Source organism: Enterobacter asburiae, assembly GCF_007035645.1.
GTDB classification, from domain to species: domain Bacteria; phylum Pseudomonadota; class Gammaproteobacteria; order Enterobacterales; family Enterobacteriaceae; genus Enterobacter; species Enterobacter asburiae_B.
In genome coordinates this window covers 1,274,093-1,291,706 of sequence record NZ_AP019632.1, presented here as the reverse complement: position 1 = coordinate 1,291,706, position 17,614 = coordinate 1,274,093, and the positions used below count along the sequence as shown (strand labels likewise).

The window sequence follows — 17,614 nt, the reverse complement described above, 5'->3', positions numbered from 1 at the left end:
ATTTTGCGGGGAGTTGCAAGTGAGGGCATTCGCCCTCACCTGCCGGAGCATCAACCTTCGTTGTGCATCTCTAAGCTTTCAAGATCGTTCTGCATCTGAACGGCTTTCGCATCGTCGTTGCGCAGAGAATCAAGATAGTCGAGGTACTGCTGGTCAACGTCTTTGGTCACGTAAATACCGTTGAACACGGAACATTCAAACTGCTGGATTTCCGGGTTCTCGGCACGCACCGCGTCGATGAGATCGTTTAGATCCTGGAAAATCAGGCCGTCGGCACCGATGATCTGGCGAATTTCATCCACTTCACGGCCGTGAGCGATCAGCTCGTTGGCGGTTGGCATATCGATGCCGTACACGTTCGGGAAGCGAATCTCCGGCGCGGCAGAAGCCAGGTAAACTTTCTTCGCACCCGCTTCGCGCGCCATCTCGATAATCTGCTCAGAGGTGGTGCCGCGAACGATGGAGTCATCCACCAGCAGCACGTTCTTGTCGCGGAATTCCGCGCGGTTGGCGTTCAGCTTGCGGCGCACGGACTTACGGCGCAGGTGCTGGCCCGGCATGATAAAGGTGCGGCCAACGTAGCGGTTCTTCACGAAGCCCTGACGGTATGGCTTGTCCAGAATGCGGGCGATCTCCAGCGCGATATCGCAGGAGGTTTCCGGAATAGGAATAACCACATCGATGTCGAGATCGTCCCACTCGCGGGCAATCTTCTCGCCCAGCTTGGTGCCCATGTTGACGCGCGCGCTGTAGACGGAAATCTTGTCGATGAAGGAATCCGGGCGGGCAAAGTAAACGTATTCAAACAGGCACGGGTTGCTGACCGGGTTATCGGCACACTGGCGGGTAAACAGCTGGCCCTTCTCGGTGATATAAACCGCTTCGCCCGGCGCAACGTCGCGCAGGAACTCAAAGCCCAGGGTATCCAGCGCCACGCTCTCAGAGGCAACCATATATTCGGTACGGCCATCGCCAAGGTCGCGCTTGCCGAGCACCAGGGGACGAATGCCGTTTGGATCGCGGAAGGCAACCATGCCGTGACCAATGATCATCGCTACGCAGGCGTACGCGCCGCGGATCTGGCGGTTGGTCGCGGCAATCGCAGCAAAGATGTTGTCTGCTTCCAGCGGGTAGTGACGGAAGTTATCCAGCTCGCTGGCGAACACATTGAGCAGAATTTCAGAATCAGAGGTGGTGTTAATGTGGCGACGTTTCTCTTCGAACAGCTTTTTACGCAGCTCATGCGCGTTGGTCAGGTTGCCGTTATGAGCAAGGGTGATGCCATACGGTGAGTTGACGTAGAAAGGCTGTGCCTCAGAGGCGCTGGAACTGCCAGCAGTAGGATAACGAACGTGACCGATCCCCATATTACCTTGCAGACGCTGCATATGGCGGGCTTCAAACACATCGTTTACCAGGCCATTCGCCTTGCGTAAACGGAAGCAGTTGTTTGCATCAATGGTGATGATACCCGCAGCATCCTGCCCACGGTGCTGAAGCACCGTTAACGCGTCATAAATCGACTGGTTTACCGGCATGAAACCGGCGATACCGACAATACCGCACATTCGTCTTTTCCTCGTTAAGCCACATCTCAGGGTTTATGCCCTGGGCAAAAAACTCGACGAGCTTTGCAGATAGTCAAAGAACCATCTGATGATGAAGCTGAACTCTGGAATGAGCTGCGATTTCTGCCAGTCTTCGCTTTTGGAGAACCCGGTGAAGGTATCCAGGAAGAACAGGATCGCGGCCACAATCAGCACGCCTCGTAACGCCCCGAAACAGATCCCGAGCACCCTGTCCGTTCCTGACAGACCGGTTTTCTCGACCAGCTGACCTATCACGTAATTCACGATAGCGCCGACAATCAGCGTTGCGATAAACAGCACCGCGATGGCAATTCCGTTTCGGACCAGTTCATCTTCAAAGCCCGTGAACCAGACAGACAGGTAAGTGTAGTAATGACTGGCAACAAAGAAAGCACAACCCCAGGTTACCAGCGATAACGCTTCACGAACAAAGCCACGGATCAGGCTAACCAGACAGGAAAAACCAATCACCGCAATGATGGCGTAATCAATCCAGACCATATGTGTCCCACGATTTAACGCCCTGTCATCCAGTTCGGGGCGAATTCTAACAGAAAAAGAAAACGTTTGCGTAGGGATTTCCTTCCCGCGCGTAAATAAAAAAGGCGCTGAAAAAATGTTCAACGCCACGGTCCATTTGACGTCTCTGTGGACGTCTGCTCCCCCTCACCCCGGCCCTCTCCCTCAAGGGAGAGGGAGCAAACCACTCCGAGGTTGGGTAAGATCTTATCAGTTCGCGCTGTAGCCCATCACCACACCGCTCAGGCCGGAGATCTGCTTCAGCTCGCCGAGCGAACCTTTAAGCTTATCTTTGGACGCTTCTGGCCCCACGAGGATACGGGTAATTTTACCCTGCACCGGCGTGGAAGGTGAAGTGTAAACACGATATCCCGCACTGCGCAGTTTGCTCACGACCTCGTTAACTTTGTCGGCGTTTTTCAGCGCGCCGAGCTGCACAACGTACGCTTTTCCGGTCGGTGCAGCGTCTTGTTTTGCCGGCGGTGGGGTTTCTGATGCGGCAGCCAGCTGCTCTGCGGCTTTATCCCGCTGCGGTTTCGGCTGCGGCTTCTCAACCGGCTTCGGTTTTTCAACGGGTTTAGGCTGCTCTACCGGCACCGGATCGATATCGCTGCTGCTCGCTGCCGCCAGACGAGACGGATCGAGCGACGGTGCGGCGGCATCGCCTGCACGCACCTCTTCCGCCGCGCCTTCCGGCGGCTGAGCAGGCAGCGCCTGCGTCGCCGCTGGCAGCATATCCGGCTCATCGCGGTCACCCGGTTTCGGCACCAGCGGAATAGCGGCAAACTCGTCCTGATAATGCTTTTTCTGCCCGTCGAGCAGACCCGGGAGAATAATCACCCCGAGCGCGACCAGCACAATGGTTCCTGTTAAACGGTTCTGAAACTTACTCGCCACCGGTTCTCCCCGCGTCCATCACTTCCATGACATGTGCCACCGTGTGGAATGAACCACACACCAGCACGGTATCTTCTGGTTTAGCATCCGCCATCGCGGCATGCCAGGCCTGAGCCACGCTACTATAGATTGCGCCTTTGCCGAGATGTTCCATCAGCTGCTCAGCCGTCGCGCCGCGCGGCCCCTCCAGTGGAGCACAATACCAGCTATCGACCACACTCTCCATGCAGGCCAGCGTCCCGCCGATATCTTTATCATGAAGCATACCGATAACCGCCAGCACGCGCCCGGTTTTTGGTAACGATTTGAGACGTCCCGCGAGATACGCCGCCGCATGCGGGTTATGCGCCACGTCCAGAATCAGGCGCGGTGACTCGCTGACAATCTGGAAACGCCCGGGCAGAATTGCGCTCTGAATACCGTCACGAATTGCCTGCTCGCTGACCACGAGGCCGCTGGCGCGCAGTGCCGCCAGCGCGGTTGCCGCGTTCGGCTGCGGCACCTGCGGCAGCGGCAGATTGTCCAGCGCGCCCTGCGCATCGCTAAAGCGCCAGCCGTTATTCTGAACCTCATACTGCCAGTCAACGCCGCGGCGCAGCAGACGCGCGCCCTTCTCATTTGCCACGTCAGCAATGGTGTGCGGCATGTCCGGCTCGCCGACCACGGCGGGTTTATTCGCCCGGAAAATACCGGCCTTCTCGCGGCCAATGCTTTCACGATCCGGTCCCAGCCAGTCGATATGGTCCAGCGCGATGCTGGTGACCACCGCCACGTCCGCACTCACCATATTGGTGGCATCAAGACGTCCGCCGAGGCCGACCTCAAGGATCACGACATCCAGCTGCGCCTGTTTGAACAGCCACAGCGCCGACAGGGTACCGTATTCAAAATAGGTTAATGAGATCTCACCGCGTGCGGCTTCAATTTCCGCGAACGACGCCGTATGCGCCGATTCCGGCAGCTCGCTGTTCTGCACGCGAACGCGCTCGGTGTAGCGGACCAGGTGTGGAGAGCTGTACACGCCAACTTTGTAACCTGCGGCCATCAGGACAGATTCCAGCGTGCGGCAGGTAGTGCCTTTACCGTTGGTGCCCGCGACGGTGAACACGAAAGGTGCCGGTTTGAGCACATCAAGACGCGCGGCGACCTGGCTTACGCGCTCAAGCCCCATATCGATGGTTTTACTGTGCAGGTTTTCCAGATAAGAAAGCCACGCGGCCAGGGGCGACGTGGCTTGGGGAATGCTTTTATTTTCCATAATGCCCGGTTGTCATTAACAGATTAGAAAGCAAAAGGGCAGCGCCAACCGGCCCTGCCCTTTTCAGTTATCAGGCCTCGGGTTCCTGATCCGGTACCACCACGCCTTCGCGCGGCTCATCCGGGTTCGGCGCTGGCAGATTCATCAGCTTCGCCAGAATGCTCGCCAGCTTCAGGCGCATTTCCGGACGGCGGACGATCATATCGATAGCGCCTTTCTCAATGAGGAACTCACTGCGCTGGAAGCCCGGCGGCAGTTTTTCACGAACGGTTTGCTCGATAACGCGAGGACCCGCAAAGCCGATCAGCGCTTTTGGCTCAGCGATGTTCAGGTCGCCCAGCATCGCGAAGCTCGCAGAGACGCCGCCCATGGTTGGGTCGGTCAGCACGGAGATGTACGGAAGACCGCGCTCCTGCATTTTCGCCAGCGCAGCAGAGGTTTTCGCCATCTGCATCAGCGACATCAGCGCTTCCTGCATACGTGCACCACCGGAGGCTGAGAAGCAGATCAGCGGACAGTTGTCTTCCAGCGCCTGCTCAACGGCACGCACGAAGCGCGCACCGACCACGGAGCCCATTGAGCCGCCCATAAAGGAGAACTCAAAGGCAGCGGCGACAACCGGCATCTCATGCAGGGTGCCTTTCATGACGATCAGCGCGTCTTTCTCGCCGGTCTCTTTCTGTGCAGAGGCCAGACGATCTTTATATTTTTTGGAATCGCGGAACTTCAGCACGTCTTTTGGCTCAAGTTCGCTACCCAGCTCTACCAGAGAGCCTTCGTCCAGCAGGCTATGCAGGCGGTTGCGCGCCGACATACGCATATGGTGGTCACACTTCGGACACACCTCAAGGTTGCGCTCCAGCTCTGCGCGATACAGAACCTGACCGCAGCTATCACACTTCGTCCATACCCCTTCAGGAATGCTCGCTTTGCGCGTTGGGGTAATGTTGCTTTTAATTCGTTCAATCCAGCTCATTGATAACCTTTCTGCCTGAACCTGGTCGTATGCCAGTTTTGCTATAAGAGGCGAATAATGCCATTTTTGCCTCCAACAGACCATGAATGTTGCACATTAAAACATAACAGCCCGAAACTTTGGATAAAAAAGTGGTCGAACCGCCAGTGTGCATTTACTTCGCTTGTTTTGCCGCCGCACGTTTGTGGCGAATGATTTCGATAACGCCAGGCAGTACGGAAAGCACAATAATCGCTACAATCAGTAACTTAAGGTTTTCCTGCACCACCGGGAGATCGCCAAACAGATAGCCTGCGTAGGTAAACAGCAGTACCCACAGCAGCGCGCCAACCACGTTGTATGCCGCAAAATGACGATAGGACATATGCCCCATTCCCGCCACAAACGGTGCAAATGTGCGCACAATAGGCACAAAACGCGCAAGGATAATGGTTTTCCCGCCATGGCGTTCATAAAACGCATGGGTTTTATCTAAATAGCTGCGACGGAAAATTTTCGAATCAGGATTGCTGAAAAGCCGCTCACCGAACACCCGTCCAATCGTATAGTTGACCGCATCACCGACAATGGCGGCAATCACCATCAGCACAACCATAAGATGCACGTTCAGATCGTTAGTGGGTAACGCCGATAGCGCCCCGGCAACGAACAGCAGTGAATCCCCTGGCAGGAATGGGGTAACGACCAGACCGGTTTCACAAAACAGAATGAGGAACAGAATGGCGTAAACCCAGACGCCATACTGCGCGACCAGCTCCGCCAGGTGAACATCAATATGCAGAATGAAATCAATCAGAAAACGTATTACGTCCATATTGTCTAAGCCCTAATTGCACCTTTGTTTAGTCCGCTAAAAACAGCGGGCCCATTGGCGGTTTCGGCAGGTCAAATCGATCCGGATAGTCTACTGAGACCAGATACAATCCTTCCGCTTTCGCCGTGGCTGCCGCAAGCGTTCTGTCCTTCGCTGCCAGCAGGTCTGCAATCCAGCTCTCCGGCTGGTGTCCGGCACCCACTTCCATCAGGCTGCCCACAATATTCCTAACCATATGATGTACAAAGGCATTGGCTTTGATATCCACCACCACATACGCGCCAAAACGGCTGACGTTTATGTGCATGACGTTGCGCCACGGCGTGCGGGACTGACACTGCACCGCACGAAACGACGTAAAGTCATTTTCACCAATCAGACACTGCGCCGCGCGATGCATACGTTCTGCATCAAGCGGTTCATAAAAATGCGTGACGCCCTGGCTTAACACCGCCGGACGCAGGCGCTGGTTGTAGATGACATAACGGTAGCGACGCGCCGTGGCGCTGAAGCGCGCGTGAAAATCATCCGGCACAGCTTTTACCCAACGCACCGCAATGTCACCAGGCAAATTCGCATTTACACCCAGCGTCCAGGCGGCATCCTTACGCACGGCGGTGGTTTCAAAGTGCACCACCTGCCCCGTGCCGTGAACTCCCGCGTCCGTACGTCCCGCGCACAGGACGTTAATCGGCTCGTTTGCCACCTGAGAGAGCGCTTTCTCCAGCTTCTCCTGGACGCTGCGCACCTCGTTCTGACGCTGCCAGCCATAATATTTACTGCCGTCGTACTCAATTCCGAGGGCAATTCTATGGACCGGCTTTTGTTCCACGTCTGACATCAGTACAGGTACTCCTGCACCAGTTTTTCAGCGATTTTGACCGCCATCAGCGCGCCGCCGAAGCGAACGTTATCGGCAACGGACCAGAACTGAACCTGCTCCGGCATCCCGTAATCGTTACGCACGCAGCCAACGGAAAGATGCGCGCTACCGGTGGCATCGCCAACCTGGGTCGGGAACTCGCTCTCTTCAGAGAGCACGATGTCTTCACCGCGGCCAAACGCGTCGCGCGCCTCTTCTGCCGCCAGCGGACGGAGGGCTTCAAAGCCGACCATCTGCGCGTGGCCGTAGAAGACCGGAGACTGCACGACGTTCGCGGAAATCATCAGGCCATCGTCCTGCAGAATTTTACGCACTTCATCGACGATACGGCGCTCTTCGCGCACGGAGCCCTCGCGGTCCGGCAGCAGCGGCAGCATGTTGAACGCCAGCTGGCGCCCAAAGAAATCGTCTTCGTCAATCGGGATACCGTTCAGCAGCTTCGCGCTCTGCCCGGCCAGCGCGTCAACGGCCTTTTTGCCGTTCGCGGACGCGGACAGCAGGCTGGTGACGGTAATGCGCGACAGGCCACCGTCGTCGATCAGCGGTTTCAGGGCGGTCAGCAGCTGGCTGGTGAGGCTGTTCGGGACCGCAATGACGTTACGGTTGCGGTAGTCAGCCAGCACAAACGGGTTCACGTCCGGCACCACCAGCGGCACATCCGGCTCCATTGAGAACAGACCGCTCAGGTCGATCACCAGGCAGCCTGCGTTAGTCGCCTCTTCAACGTACGCAGCCGTCGCTTCAGCGCCCGCGGCGAAAAACGCCAGCTGCGCCTGCGTCCAGTCGAACGCGGCCGCGTCCTGGACCATGACGGATTTACCGTTAAAACGCAGATGCTCACCTGCGCTGTCGGTACGGGCCAGCGCATAGATATCGCCCACCGGGAACTGACGCTCAGCAAGGGTTTCGAGCAGGGCTTCGCCCACGGCACCCGTGGCACCTAAAATGGCAATGTTCCAGCCTTCAGACATGGTGGTTTACTCCAGAAATAAAAAAGCGTCCCTGTCGGAGTATCCGACAGGGAGCATTAAGAAGACATTAATGCGCCGGGTGATGAACGGCGTTAAATCCCAGCTTATGCAGCAGCGTCGCCGACGGGGCGTCGTCGCATATTACATACAGGGAAGACCACTCGCGGCGCTCAACGTAGTTCTTGCGCAGCTTATCAAATTCACCCGGGATCCCCGCCACTTTACGCAGCAGCGCATCATCGCGGCGCACATCATACACCAAATGCACCAGCCTTTTCAGCGTTGCCTGATCGAGCGGACCGTGCAGGGTAATGCGGCCAAATTCAGGCGCGGGGAGTAAGGTATCCAGCGCCACCTGCTGCGGATGGCCGATAAAAGCGCTGTAGGCTTCGAAGACCTGCGTCGTGCCGCGCGCTTTCCCCTCGAGGGTATAACCGGCGATATGCGCCGTGCCCACGTCTACCTTGTTAAGCAGCTCAACGTTGAGATCCGGCTCCGGCTCCCAGACGTCCAGCACCACGCTGAGGTCTTGTCCTTCGTTCAGGCATGTCAGCAGCGCGGCGTTATCTACCACCGGACCACGGCAGGCATTTATCAGAATAGTGCCAGCCTTCAGACGACGGATCAGCGCCTCGTCAGCAAGATGCAGCGACTTATACGGCCCCTCTTTAAACAGCGGCGTGTGGAACGTCAGCACGTCACACTGTGCAACCAGCTCATCCAGCGAGCGGAAATCCTCGTCATCGCCGTTATCTTTACGCGGCGGATCGCACAGCAGCGTGCGGATCCCTAACGCTTCAAGGCGCTTTTGCAGGCGCCCGCCGACGTTACCCACGCCGACAATCCCCACGGTGCGGTCCTTCAGCGCAAACCCGTCGCGCTCGGCCAGCATCAGCAGGGAGGAGAAAACGTATTCCACAACGGCGATGGCGTTACAGCCCGGCGCGGCGGAAAAACCGATTCCGGCCTGCTTCAGCCATTTATCATCCACATGATCGGTCCCTGCCGTTGCGGTTCCGACAAACTTAATCGCTTTACCGGCGAGCAACGCCTCATTTACTTTAGTCACCGAGCGCACCATCAGCGCGTCTGCGTCATCCAGTTCGTTGACCGGGATCGGGCGACCAGGGACAGCCTTAACGTTACCCAGGCGGCTAAACAGCTCACGGGCGTAAGGCATATTTTCATCAACGAGGATTTTCACGTCTGAGTACCTGTTTGAGAGGAAGAAAACCTGCCAAGTGTGCCATAATCTCGCCGCCAGGCATATATGTATGCCTGGTTTACGCTGAGTTTTGACTTTAAGGATTTTTGACGATGCAGCCCATTTCAGGTACGCCGCCACGCCCTCCGGGTGAAGGCCCCGTCACGCCAAACGTTGCCGGTGAACAACCGCTATCCACGCAACAGCGCACCGTGCTGGAGCGACTGATCACGCGCCTGATTGCGCTGACTTCACAGCAAAACGCGGAAGTCTGGGCCGGGGTAAAGCATGATTTAGGCGTGAGGAACGACGCACCGCTGCAGTCGCGCCATTTCCCTGCTGCCGAGCAAAACCTGAACCAGCGTATCAATACCGCGCAGCAGAACCACACCACGCGCCAGATTGTTGCTCAGCTGACGGAGCTGCTGGGTCAGGGCAATAACCGGCAGGCGGTGAGCGATTTTATTCGCCAGCAGTATGGTCAGACCGCGCTGGGCCAGCTGACGCCCGACCAGCTCAAAACCGTGCTGACCCTGCTGCAGAACAACGAGCTGTCTATTCCGCAGCCTCAGGTGCGCCCGGCGACCGAGCGTCCGCTGCTGCCAGCCGAGCACAACACGCTCAAGCAGATGGTGACGAAGCTGGCTGCGGCCACCGGCGAACCGACGAAGCTTATCTGGCAATCCATGCTGGAGCTGTCCGGCGTGAAGGCGGGTGAGTTAATACCGGCCAAACAGTTTACGCATCTGGTGACCTGGCTCCAGGCGCGCCAGACGCTCAGCACCCAGAATGCCCCTACCCTGCATACCGTCCAGGCGGCACTGAAGCAGCCGCTTGAGCCGCACGAGTTTGAAGTCATCCGGGATTACGCCCAGCAAAACTGGCAGGCCACGCCACAAACGGTTCTGACCACCGCGCAGGTGCAGGATCTGCTCAATCAAATCTTCGTTCGCCGCGCCGAGCGCGAAGGCGGCGTGCCGGAGGTGAGAAACATTCAGCCGATCTACAGCCCGCTGTTTGCGCCGGTCGTCGAGACGTTCAGAACGCTCTCTGCGCGTCCGGGATTGATGTTTATTGCGCTACTCATTGCGCTGGCGATTTTCTGGCTGGTTGCCTGAGGTTGGTTTTGCCCGGTGGCGCTGCGCTTACCGGGCCTACAGCGGCTCGAACCGTAGGCCGGGTAAGGCACAGCCGCCACCCGGCAATAACGGCTCAAGTCCTGCGAAACGCCACCAGCGTCACCACGATCCCCACCACTGCGGAAACCGCACCGGCCAGAAAGACGGACGGATAACCAAACGAGGTGGCTAACACCCCGGCCAGCGGTCCGGTTACCCCGTATGAGATATCCTGAAAGGCCGCATAGCCGCCCAGCGCCGTACCGCGCACCTGCGGGGCCACGCGCTTCACCACTTCAACGCCCAGCGCCGGGAAGATCAGTGAACAGCCGCAGCCGGTCAGCGCCGCGCCAAGCAGCGCAACGGATGCCACGGGTGCATTCCACAGCAGCAGCAGACCGATGGTTTCAATCACCAGCGACGCCACCGCCACCTTCACGCCGCCAAAGCGATCCGGCATCCAGCCGAAGAAAACGCGCATCAGCACAAACGCGCCGCCAAACGCGGTGAGCGTAAAACCGGCCATCGCCCAGCCGCGGCTCATAAAATAGAGCGAGACGAAGGTACCAATCACCGCAAAACCCACGCCCTGCAGCGCCAGGCCAAGTCCCGGCTGCCAGATTTGGCCGACCACGCTCCACAGGGAAGGACGCTCGCCTTTGTGCGCGGGCACCTTACGCACCGAGCCGTTAAACGCCCACGCCAGCAGGGGTAAAACCATGGTGGTGGCAGCCAGCGCCGCAAATCCAAACTGGCTATTGATCAGCAGCCCAAGCGGTGCGCCTGCGGCCAGCGCGCCATAGATGGCCATACCGTTCCAGGACATCACCTTGCCGGAGCGTGCCGGCCCCACCAGACCCATTCCCCAGGTCAGGGTGCCGGTCAGCAGCTGGCTTTCACCAAAGCCCAGGATTAAGCGGCCCAGCACCAGCAGCGCAAACTTATACGCGGCGTCTACCGGCAGGAGAGCAGCCAGCAGCCATGCGCCGCCCGCCAGCCCACAGGCAAACATCCCCTGTAGCGCCGAGCGTTTTGCACCGTGCTGATCCGCCAGCCGTCCGGCGTAACCGCGGGTCAATACCGTGGCTAAAAACTGAATGCCCACGGCAATGCCGACCATGGTGTTGCCATAGCCCAGCTCCTGATGAACGAACAGCGGGATCACCGGCAGCGGCAGGCCGACGGTCATATAGGTTAGAAATACCGCGAAAGCGATACGGAACAGCGAGACGTTCGCTGAAGGGGTTGTTTCTGTTTGAGTTACTGCAGTCATGCTTTACTCCGAAATGAAGAGTAAGGCGGGGAAATGCCACGCCCCCTCTACCTGATGATCAGGATTAAGGTGCGTTGGTTGACGTTAAACGCTTACGCATTATCGTGAGGATAATGTTGAGGGGTGAAGTTTGCCTGTGAGATCAGCCGCTTGTCAATGCATAAAAAAAGGGAGCCTTATGGCTCCCTTCCGGAATCAAACGTAAAACTTATGCTTTCAGCTTACGCATAACCAGCGTGGCGTTGGTGCCACCGAAGCCGAAGCTGTTTGACATGACGGTGGTCAGCGTCGCGTCCATTGGTTTGGTCACGATGTTCAGGCCAGCAGCCTGCTCGTCCATCTCATTGATGTTGATGCTTGGCGCGATAAAGCCGTTTTCCAGCATCAGCAGAGAGTAGATCGCTTCCTGCACGCCAGCCGCACCCAGAGAGTGACCGGTCATGGCTTTGGTCGCGGAGATTGCCGGGCTGTTGTCGCCGAAGACTTCACGGATCGCACCCAGCTCTTTCACGTCGCCTACCGGAGTAGAGGTACCGTGGGAGTTCAGGTAGTCGATTGGGGTGTCAACGCCGTGCATCGCCATCTTCATGCAGCGCACCGCGCCTTCGCCGGATGGCGCAACCATGTCGGCGCCGTCAGACGTTGCACCGTAGCCCACGATTTCAGCGTAGATGTGCGCGCCACGTGCCAGGGCATGCTCCAGCTCTTCAACCACAACCATACCGCCGCCGCCCGCGATAACGAAACCGTCACGGTGCGCATCATAGGTACGGGAGGCTTTATCCGGAGTTTCATTGTACTTGGTGGACAGTGCGCCCATCGCGTCGAATTCACAGGCCATTTCCCAGCCCAGCTCTTCGCCGCCGCCAGCAAATACGATGTCCTGTTTACCCAGCTGGATCTGCTCAACAGCATTACCGATGCAGTGCGCGGAAGTCGCACACGCGGAGCTGATGGAGTAGTTCACACCGTGGATTTTGAATGGGGTCGCCAGGCACGCGGAAACCGCAGAACCCATGGCTTTGGTGACCACGTACGGACCTACAGCTTTCAGACCACGCGGGCTACGCATTGCGTCAGCGCCGAATACCTGCGCTTTTGATGAGCCGCCGGAACCGGCGATCAGACCCACGCGCGGGTTGTTCTGATAAACCTCTTCACTCAGGCCGGAATCTTTGATCGCTTCCTGCATGGAGAGATAAGCATAAATAGAGGCATCGTTCATGAAACGAACCACTTTGCGGTCAATCAAACCGGTGGTGTCCAGTTTGACGTTACCCCATACGTGGCTACGCATACCTGAATCTTTAAACTCTTCAGAGAAAGTGATCCCGGAGCGTCCTTCACGCAGAGATGCCAGGACTTCCTGCTGGTTATTACCGATGCTGGAAACAATGCCCAGGCCAGTAATCACTGCACGTTTCATTCAATACCTCTGTAAGTCGCACTATAGTAAGTTTCGAGTCGCACAATAGCGTACACTTGTACGCCGAACAAGTCCGATCAGACATTTTCTGCGGAAATTTGCACCGATGGACTCACATCGTTAAGATCGTGCCACTGCCTGTCAGACGAGTAACTTACGTGAAACAAAACGCTATACAACCCGCCAACCTCGAATTCAACGCTGAGGGTACACCTGTTTCCCGAGATTTTGATGACGTCTATTTTTCTAATGATAACGGACTCGAAGAAACTCGCTATGTTTTCCTCGACGGAAACCAGCTCAGCACCCGCTTCCCGGAGCATCCGCGGAGCCTGTTTGTGGTCGCGGAAAGCGGATTCGGTACCGGGCTCAATTTTCTGACCCTTTGGCAGGCGTTTGACCAGTTTCACGCTGCCCACCCTGAGGCTACGCTACAAAGATTACATTTCATCAGTTTTGAAAAATTCCCGCTCACCGCGCACGATCTGCGGCTCGCTCATCAGCGCTGGCCAGAGCTTGCTGCCTGGACGGAGCAGCTTCAGGCGCAGTGGCCACCCCACATCGGCGGCTGCCACCGTCTGATTCTGGACGGCGGACGCGTGACGCTGGATTTATGGCTTGGCGACATCAATGACCTGACCGATACGCTCGATGATTCGATGAATCAGACGGTGGACGCGTGGTTCCTTGACGGCTTTGCCCCCGCCAAAAACCCGGACATGTGGAGCCAGCATCTGTTTAGCGCGATGGCGCGGCTGGCGCGCCCTGGCGCAACGCTTGCCACCTTCACCTCGGCAGGCTTTGTCCGCCGCGGGCTGCAGGAGGCGGGCTTTACCATGCAGAAAACCAAAGGTTTTGGCCGCAAGCGCGACATGCTGGTCGGCAGAATGGAGCAGACGCTGGACATCCCCGCCAGTGCCCCCTGGTTTGCACGCGGCGCCAGCGCATCCCGTGAGGTGGCGATAGTCGGCGGGGGGATCGCCAGCGCTCTGCTGTCTCTCGCGCTTCTCCACCGCGGCTGGCAGGTCACGGTCTACTGTGATGACGACGCGCCAGCAAGCGGCGCGTCCGGCAACCGCCAGGGGGCGCTCTATCCGCTTTTAAGCGCGCACGACCCGGCCCTGTTCCGGTTTTTCCCGGCGGCGTTTACCTTCGCCCGTCGCCTGTACGACGCCCTGCCGGTGGCGTTCGATCATGACTGGTGCGGCGTGACGCAGCTCGGCTGGGATGAAAAGAGCCAGCAAAAAATCACGCAGATGCTGTCGCTGGGCCTGCCTGACGAGATTGCACGCGCGGTAAGTGCGCAAGAGGTGGCAGACACCGCTGGCGTGGAAACCGGGTGTGGGGGCATTCAGTATCCGCTCGGCGGCTGGCTGTGCCCGGCTGAACTGACCGCGGCGGTCATTGCCCTGGCGCAGTCGCGCGGGCTGACGGCGCATTATGCTCACAAGGTTGAATCGTTGAGCCGGACAGAACGCTGGAATCTGCGTTTTGCTGATGGCAAAGAGGCAAGCCATGCCAGCGTTGTGCTGGCAAACGGACATAACATCAGCCAGTTTATCCAGACAGAGTCATTGCCGGTTTATCCGGTCGGCGGCCAGGTAAGCCATATTCCTTCCGCGCCCGAACTGAACAAACTACGTCAGGTGCTGTGCTATGACGGCTATCTGACGCCGCAAAATCCGTCTAACGGCCACCACTGCATCGGGGCCAGCTATCATCGTGGCGAAACGGATATGCGCTACAGCGAAGCGGATCAGGCCCAAAACCGCCAGCGCCTGATTGACTGTTTCCCGGATGCGGCGTGGGCGAAAGAGGTTGACGTCAGCGAGGGTGACGCGCGCTGCGGCGTGCGCTGCGCCACCCGCGACCATTTGCCGATGGCGGGAAATGTGCCGGACTACGACGCGACGCTTGAGGCCTATCAGGATCTTGCTGATAACCGGGATAACGCGGTAAGCGCGCCGGTTTATCCGGAGCTGTTTATGCTGGGTGGATTAGGGTCTCGCGGGCTCTGTTCCGCGCCGCTGCTGGCAGAAGTTTTAGCTGCGCAAATGAGCGGCGAGCCGATTCCGCTGGACAGGGTTACGCTTGCGGGGCTGAATCCGAATCGATTGTGGGTACGGAAACTGCTGAAGGGGAAGAAGGTTAAGTAGGGTGCGGTCTGGTGCCCTCACCCCGTCCCTCTCCCACAGGGAGAGGGAGGTGAAACACTTACTTCGCTTTCGCCTGCTGGAACAAAGTGTCCCACATGCCTAACACCAGAGACTGATCGCGCGGCGAGAGCTCTCCGGCCTGAATGGCTTTCTCCAGACTGCGGGCCACTTCGGCGTGAACGGCGTCGGCAGAGTGATCGTCTCCCGCTTCCAGCTCGGCTACCGCGAGCGTCAGGTGACCACGCAGATAACCGCTGGCGAACAGCTCATCATCACTGGCGTGTTCCACCATGTCATCAATTAACGCCAGAATGCGTGATTCAAATTCTGCGATCATCTTCTTTCCTCTGTTAAAGATCTTCCGGCCAAGGGAAGCATTCCGCCGTGATAACCGGCGTGTGGTAATAATTCTGTAAGGCCTCGATCAGGCGTGCCGGACGTTCCGGGATGCCTTTCTCAAGATATTCCATCACCTGCGCGTGAACGCGGCGCTGGAAGACGATACGGTCTGGCTCGAAGTCGCCTTCGAGGTTGTCACAGCTGACGTTGAACGGGAAACCCGCCGCGACGCAGAATAGCCATTCCAGCGCCTGCGGCTTCACTTCCACATCTTCAAACTGGCCCTGAGTGGCGGCATCACGTCCGTCCGGGCAGTACCAGTAACCGAAGTCCACCAGCTCGCGCCGCGCTTTCCCCGCAATGCACCAGTGCGAAATCTCGTGCAAGCCGCTGGCATAAAAGCCGTGGGCAAAGACGATGCGGTTATACGGAACCTCCGCATCAGCAGGAAGATAGATCGGTTCGTCGTCGCCTTTAATCAGACGGGTATTAAAATCGTCGGCAAAACAGCCGTCGAAAATCTCAATCAGCTGTTCGTATTTATGAGTACTGTTCATTAGTGCATCCCCAACCAGGTGAGGATCTCCTGTCCATGGCTGTCATAAAGAAGTTTGGCGCTCATTACGGCCGAGACGATGACGATCATCGGGCGAATAAGTTTTTGTCCTTTGCTTAATACCAGACGCGAGCCCGCGCGCGCGCCCAGGAACTGCCCTGCCATCATCACAAATCCGGTTGCCCAGATAACCTTGCCGCCGATGATAAACAGCAGCAGGCCGCCGACGTTTGAGGTCGCGTTGAGCACTTTGGCATGGGCGGTGGATTTGGCGAGGTTAAACCCGGCCAGCGTCACGAACGCCAGCGCATAAAATGAACCCGCCCCCGGCCCGAAGAAACCGTCGTAAAAACCCACGCTGCCCCCGGCAATCAGGGCAAACGGCAGGCCGTACAGGCGACGCTGGCGGTCTTCTTCACCGAGCTTTGGCATCAGCAAGAAGTAAAGCCCGATGCAGATGACCAGAATCGGCAGGATCTGGCGCAAAATATCGGACTGCACGTGCTGAACCAGCAGCGCGCCCGACGTGGAGCCGATAAAGGTCATCAGGATATTGAGCTTCTGATCGGCAAGGCTCACCACCTTGCGGCGGATAAAATAGAGCGACGCCGAGAGCGAACCGCCGCAGGCCTGCAGCTTGTTGGTGGCAAGCGCCTGCGCCGGGCTCATGCCCGCCGCCAGCAGCGCGGGCACGGTTAACAACCCGCCGCCGCCCGCGAGCGCGTCGATAAAACCGGCCAGCATGGCCACAAAGAACAACACCACCAGCAGCAGCGGCGACACCATAAACAGATCGACGAAATTATCCATTAAAGTACATGCTCATCCAGTAGCGCCTGGCAGGAAGGCGGCAACGGAGGCGGTGTCTTCTTCTCAGGCTTAGAGGTTCCAGGTTTTGCCGGCTCAAACCAGCTTTGCAGTTCCGCACCGCAGCCATCGCCTGGCGGAGGTAGCGGCTGATCTTCACATTCCAGGCTATTCGCCGGGCAGCGCAGACGAACGTGCATGTGCGCACGATGCTGGAACCACGGGCGCACTTTGCGCAGCCAGTCGCGATCGGTTCCGGCATCCAGGCAGAGCTGCTGCTTGATGGCCGGGTTGACGAAAATACGCGTGACGTCATTATCTTCTGCCGCCAGCTTGATCATGCTGGATACGTCCCGCGTCCACAGGGACGGCACCACGCGCTTACCGTCGCTCGCCACCAGATCTAGCGCCTGCGGTTTCAGCAGCTGGGCGGAGGTCCAGCGCGTTTTCGGCAGCTGCAGGAAGATATCGACATCCAGTCCGGTCTGGTGGCTGGCGTGTCCACCGTTAAAACGCCCGCCGGCAGGCATCCCCATATCGCCAATCAGCATCGTGCCCAGCCCCAGATTATGTACCTGATTGCCCAGACGCTGGATGAACAGCACCAGGTCCGGGTGGCCGAAATAACGCCGCTGATCGGTGCGCATCACCTGATAGGTATCAGACTGGAGAGGAAGCTCCTGGGCACCGACGATACAGCCGTTGGAAAAGGCGCCAATGGACTGCGCGCTCCCCGCCACCGGATGGGTGATTTTTTGCCATGGCGTCGCGGCCAGACTGGCTCCACTGGCGAGCAGCGCCAGCAGAGCAATTGCGGTTTTTTTCATG

17 protein-coding genes are annotated in these 17,614 nt (G+C 58.0%); 2 read left to right on the top strand and 15 right to left on the bottom strand.

Annotation, left to right across the window (positions count from 1 at the left end; genetic code table 11):
• Positions 1–50 precede the first annotated feature (50 nt).
• The 9 genes from purF to pdxB all read right to left on the bottom strand — a co-directional run bounded on the left by purF (position 51) and on the right by pdxB (position 9,111).
• Complete coding sequence (gene purF, locus FOY96_RS06095; protein ID WP_024908947.1) at positions 51–1,568, bottom strand: amidophosphoribosyltransferase; 1,518 nt, start codon at positions 1,566–1,568, stop codon at positions 51–53.
• Between the two features lie 33 nt (positions 1,569–1,601).
• Positions 1,602–2,090 (bottom strand): colicin V production protein, encoded by a 489-nt coding sequence (cvpA, locus tag FOY96_RS06090; protein WP_000262116.1) that lies wholly within the window; start codon positions 2,088–2,090, stop codon positions 1,602–1,604.
• 228 nt (positions 2,091–2,318) lie between these two features.
• Positions 2,319–3,005: a cell division protein DedD gene (gene dedD / locus FOY96_RS06085; RefSeq protein WP_039263233.1), complete on the bottom strand. Its 687-nt coding sequence runs from the start codon at positions 3,003–3,005 to the stop codon at positions 2,319–2,321.
• Entirely contained in the window at positions 2,995–4,263 is a 1,269-nt protein-coding gene (folC, locus tag FOY96_RS06080) for a bifunctional tetrahydrofolate synthase/dihydrofolate synthase (protein WP_143346658.1), read from the bottom strand. Before folC ends, dedD begins: the two co-directional genes overlap by 11 nt.
• A 70-nt stretch (positions 4,264–4,333) precedes the next feature.
• Positions 4,334–5,239: an acetyl-CoA carboxylase, carboxyltransferase subunit beta gene (gene accD / locus FOY96_RS06075; protein ID WP_003861408.1), complete on the bottom strand. Its 906-nt coding sequence runs from the start codon at positions 5,237–5,239 to the stop codon at positions 4,334–4,336.
• Between the two features lie 154 nt (positions 5,240–5,393).
• Entirely contained in the window at positions 5,394–6,053 is a 660-nt protein-coding gene (locus tag FOY96_RS06070; protein WP_039263236.1) for a DedA family protein, read from the bottom strand.
• Positions 6,054–6,081: 28 nt separating this feature from the next.
• Positions 6,082–6,894, bottom strand: coding sequence for a tRNA pseudouridine(38-40) synthase TruA (gene truA, locus FOY96_RS06065; protein WP_023312566.1), 813 nt, complete (start codon positions 6,892–6,894; stop codon positions 6,082–6,084).
• Entirely contained in the window at positions 6,894–7,907 is a 1,014-nt protein-coding gene (locus FOY96_RS06060) for an aspartate-semialdehyde dehydrogenase (protein WP_039263237.1), read from the bottom strand. Before FOY96_RS06060 ends, truA begins: the two co-directional genes overlap by 1 nt.
• A 67-nt stretch (positions 7,908–7,974) precedes the next feature.
• Entirely contained in the window at positions 7,975–9,111 is a 1,137-nt protein-coding gene (gene pdxB, locus FOY96_RS06055; RefSeq protein ID WP_143346657.1) for a 4-phosphoerythronate dehydrogenase PdxB, read from the bottom strand.
• A 113-nt stretch (positions 9,112–9,224) separates the two neighbouring features.
• Between pdxB and flk the strand changes: the two genes are divergently transcribed.
• Complete coding sequence (gene flk, locus FOY96_RS06050) at positions 9,225–10,229, top strand: flagella biosynthesis regulator Flk (protein ID WP_029740201.1); 1,005 nt, start codon at positions 9,225–9,227, stop codon at positions 10,227–10,229.
• A gap of 94 nt (positions 10,230–10,323) precedes the next feature.
• Here the strand turns inward: flk and FOY96_RS06045 are convergent, their stop codons facing one another.
• Positions 10,324–11,502 carry an MFS transporter gene (locus FOY96_RS06045; protein WP_032659215.1) on the bottom strand — a complete coding sequence of 393 codons (1,179 nt, stop codon included), beginning with the start codon at positions 11,500–11,502 and terminating at the stop codon, positions 10,324–10,326.
• Positions 11,503–11,710: 208 nt separating this feature from the next.
• Positions 11,711–12,928: a beta-ketoacyl-ACP synthase I gene (gene fabB, locus FOY96_RS06040; RefSeq protein WP_143346656.1), complete on the bottom strand. Its 1,218-nt coding sequence runs from the start codon at positions 12,926–12,928 to the stop codon at positions 11,711–11,713.
• Between the two features lie 158 nt (positions 12,929–13,086).
• Between fabB and mnmC the strand changes: the two genes are divergently transcribed.
• The gene (mnmC, locus tag FOY96_RS06035; RefSeq protein WP_143346655.1) at positions 13,087–15,084 is read left to right on the top strand and encodes a bifunctional tRNA (5-methylaminomethyl-2-thiouridine)(34)-methyltransferase MnmC2/FAD-dependent 5-carboxymethylaminomethyl-2-thiouridine(34) oxidoreductase MnmC1; all 1,998 of its coding nucleotides are present in this window, start codon (positions 13,087–13,089) and stop codon (positions 15,082–15,084) included.
• Positions 15,085–15,142: 58 nt separating this feature from the next.
• On the opposite strand, the gene FOY96_RS06030 is transcribed toward mnmC, so the two are convergent.
• From FOY96_RS06030 to mepA, 4 genes are read right to left on the bottom strand one after another with little or no spacing between them, the layout of a single operon-like run.
• Positions 15,143–15,421 (bottom strand): YfcL family protein, encoded by a 279-nt coding sequence (locus FOY96_RS06030; RefSeq protein ID WP_023312573.1) that lies wholly within the window; start codon positions 15,419–15,421, stop codon positions 15,143–15,145.
• 13 nt (positions 15,422–15,434) lie between these two features.
• Entirely contained in the window at positions 15,435–15,980 is a 546-nt protein-coding gene (locus FOY96_RS06025) for an elongation factor P hydroxylase (RefSeq protein WP_033146101.1), read from the bottom strand.
• Positions 15,980–16,789, bottom strand: coding sequence for a sulfite exporter TauE/SafE family protein (locus FOY96_RS06020; protein WP_038417370.1), 810 nt, complete (start codon positions 16,787–16,789; stop codon positions 15,980–15,982). The genes FOY96_RS06025 and FOY96_RS06020 overlap by 1 nt, the downstream gene beginning before the upstream one ends.
• Positions 16,789–17,613: a penicillin-insensitive murein endopeptidase gene (gene mepA, locus FOY96_RS06015; protein WP_024908935.1), complete on the bottom strand. Its 825-nt coding sequence runs from the start codon at positions 17,611–17,613 to the stop codon at positions 16,789–16,791. Before mepA ends, FOY96_RS06020 begins: the two co-directional genes overlap by 1 nt.
• Position 17,614: the final 1 nt, after the last annotated feature.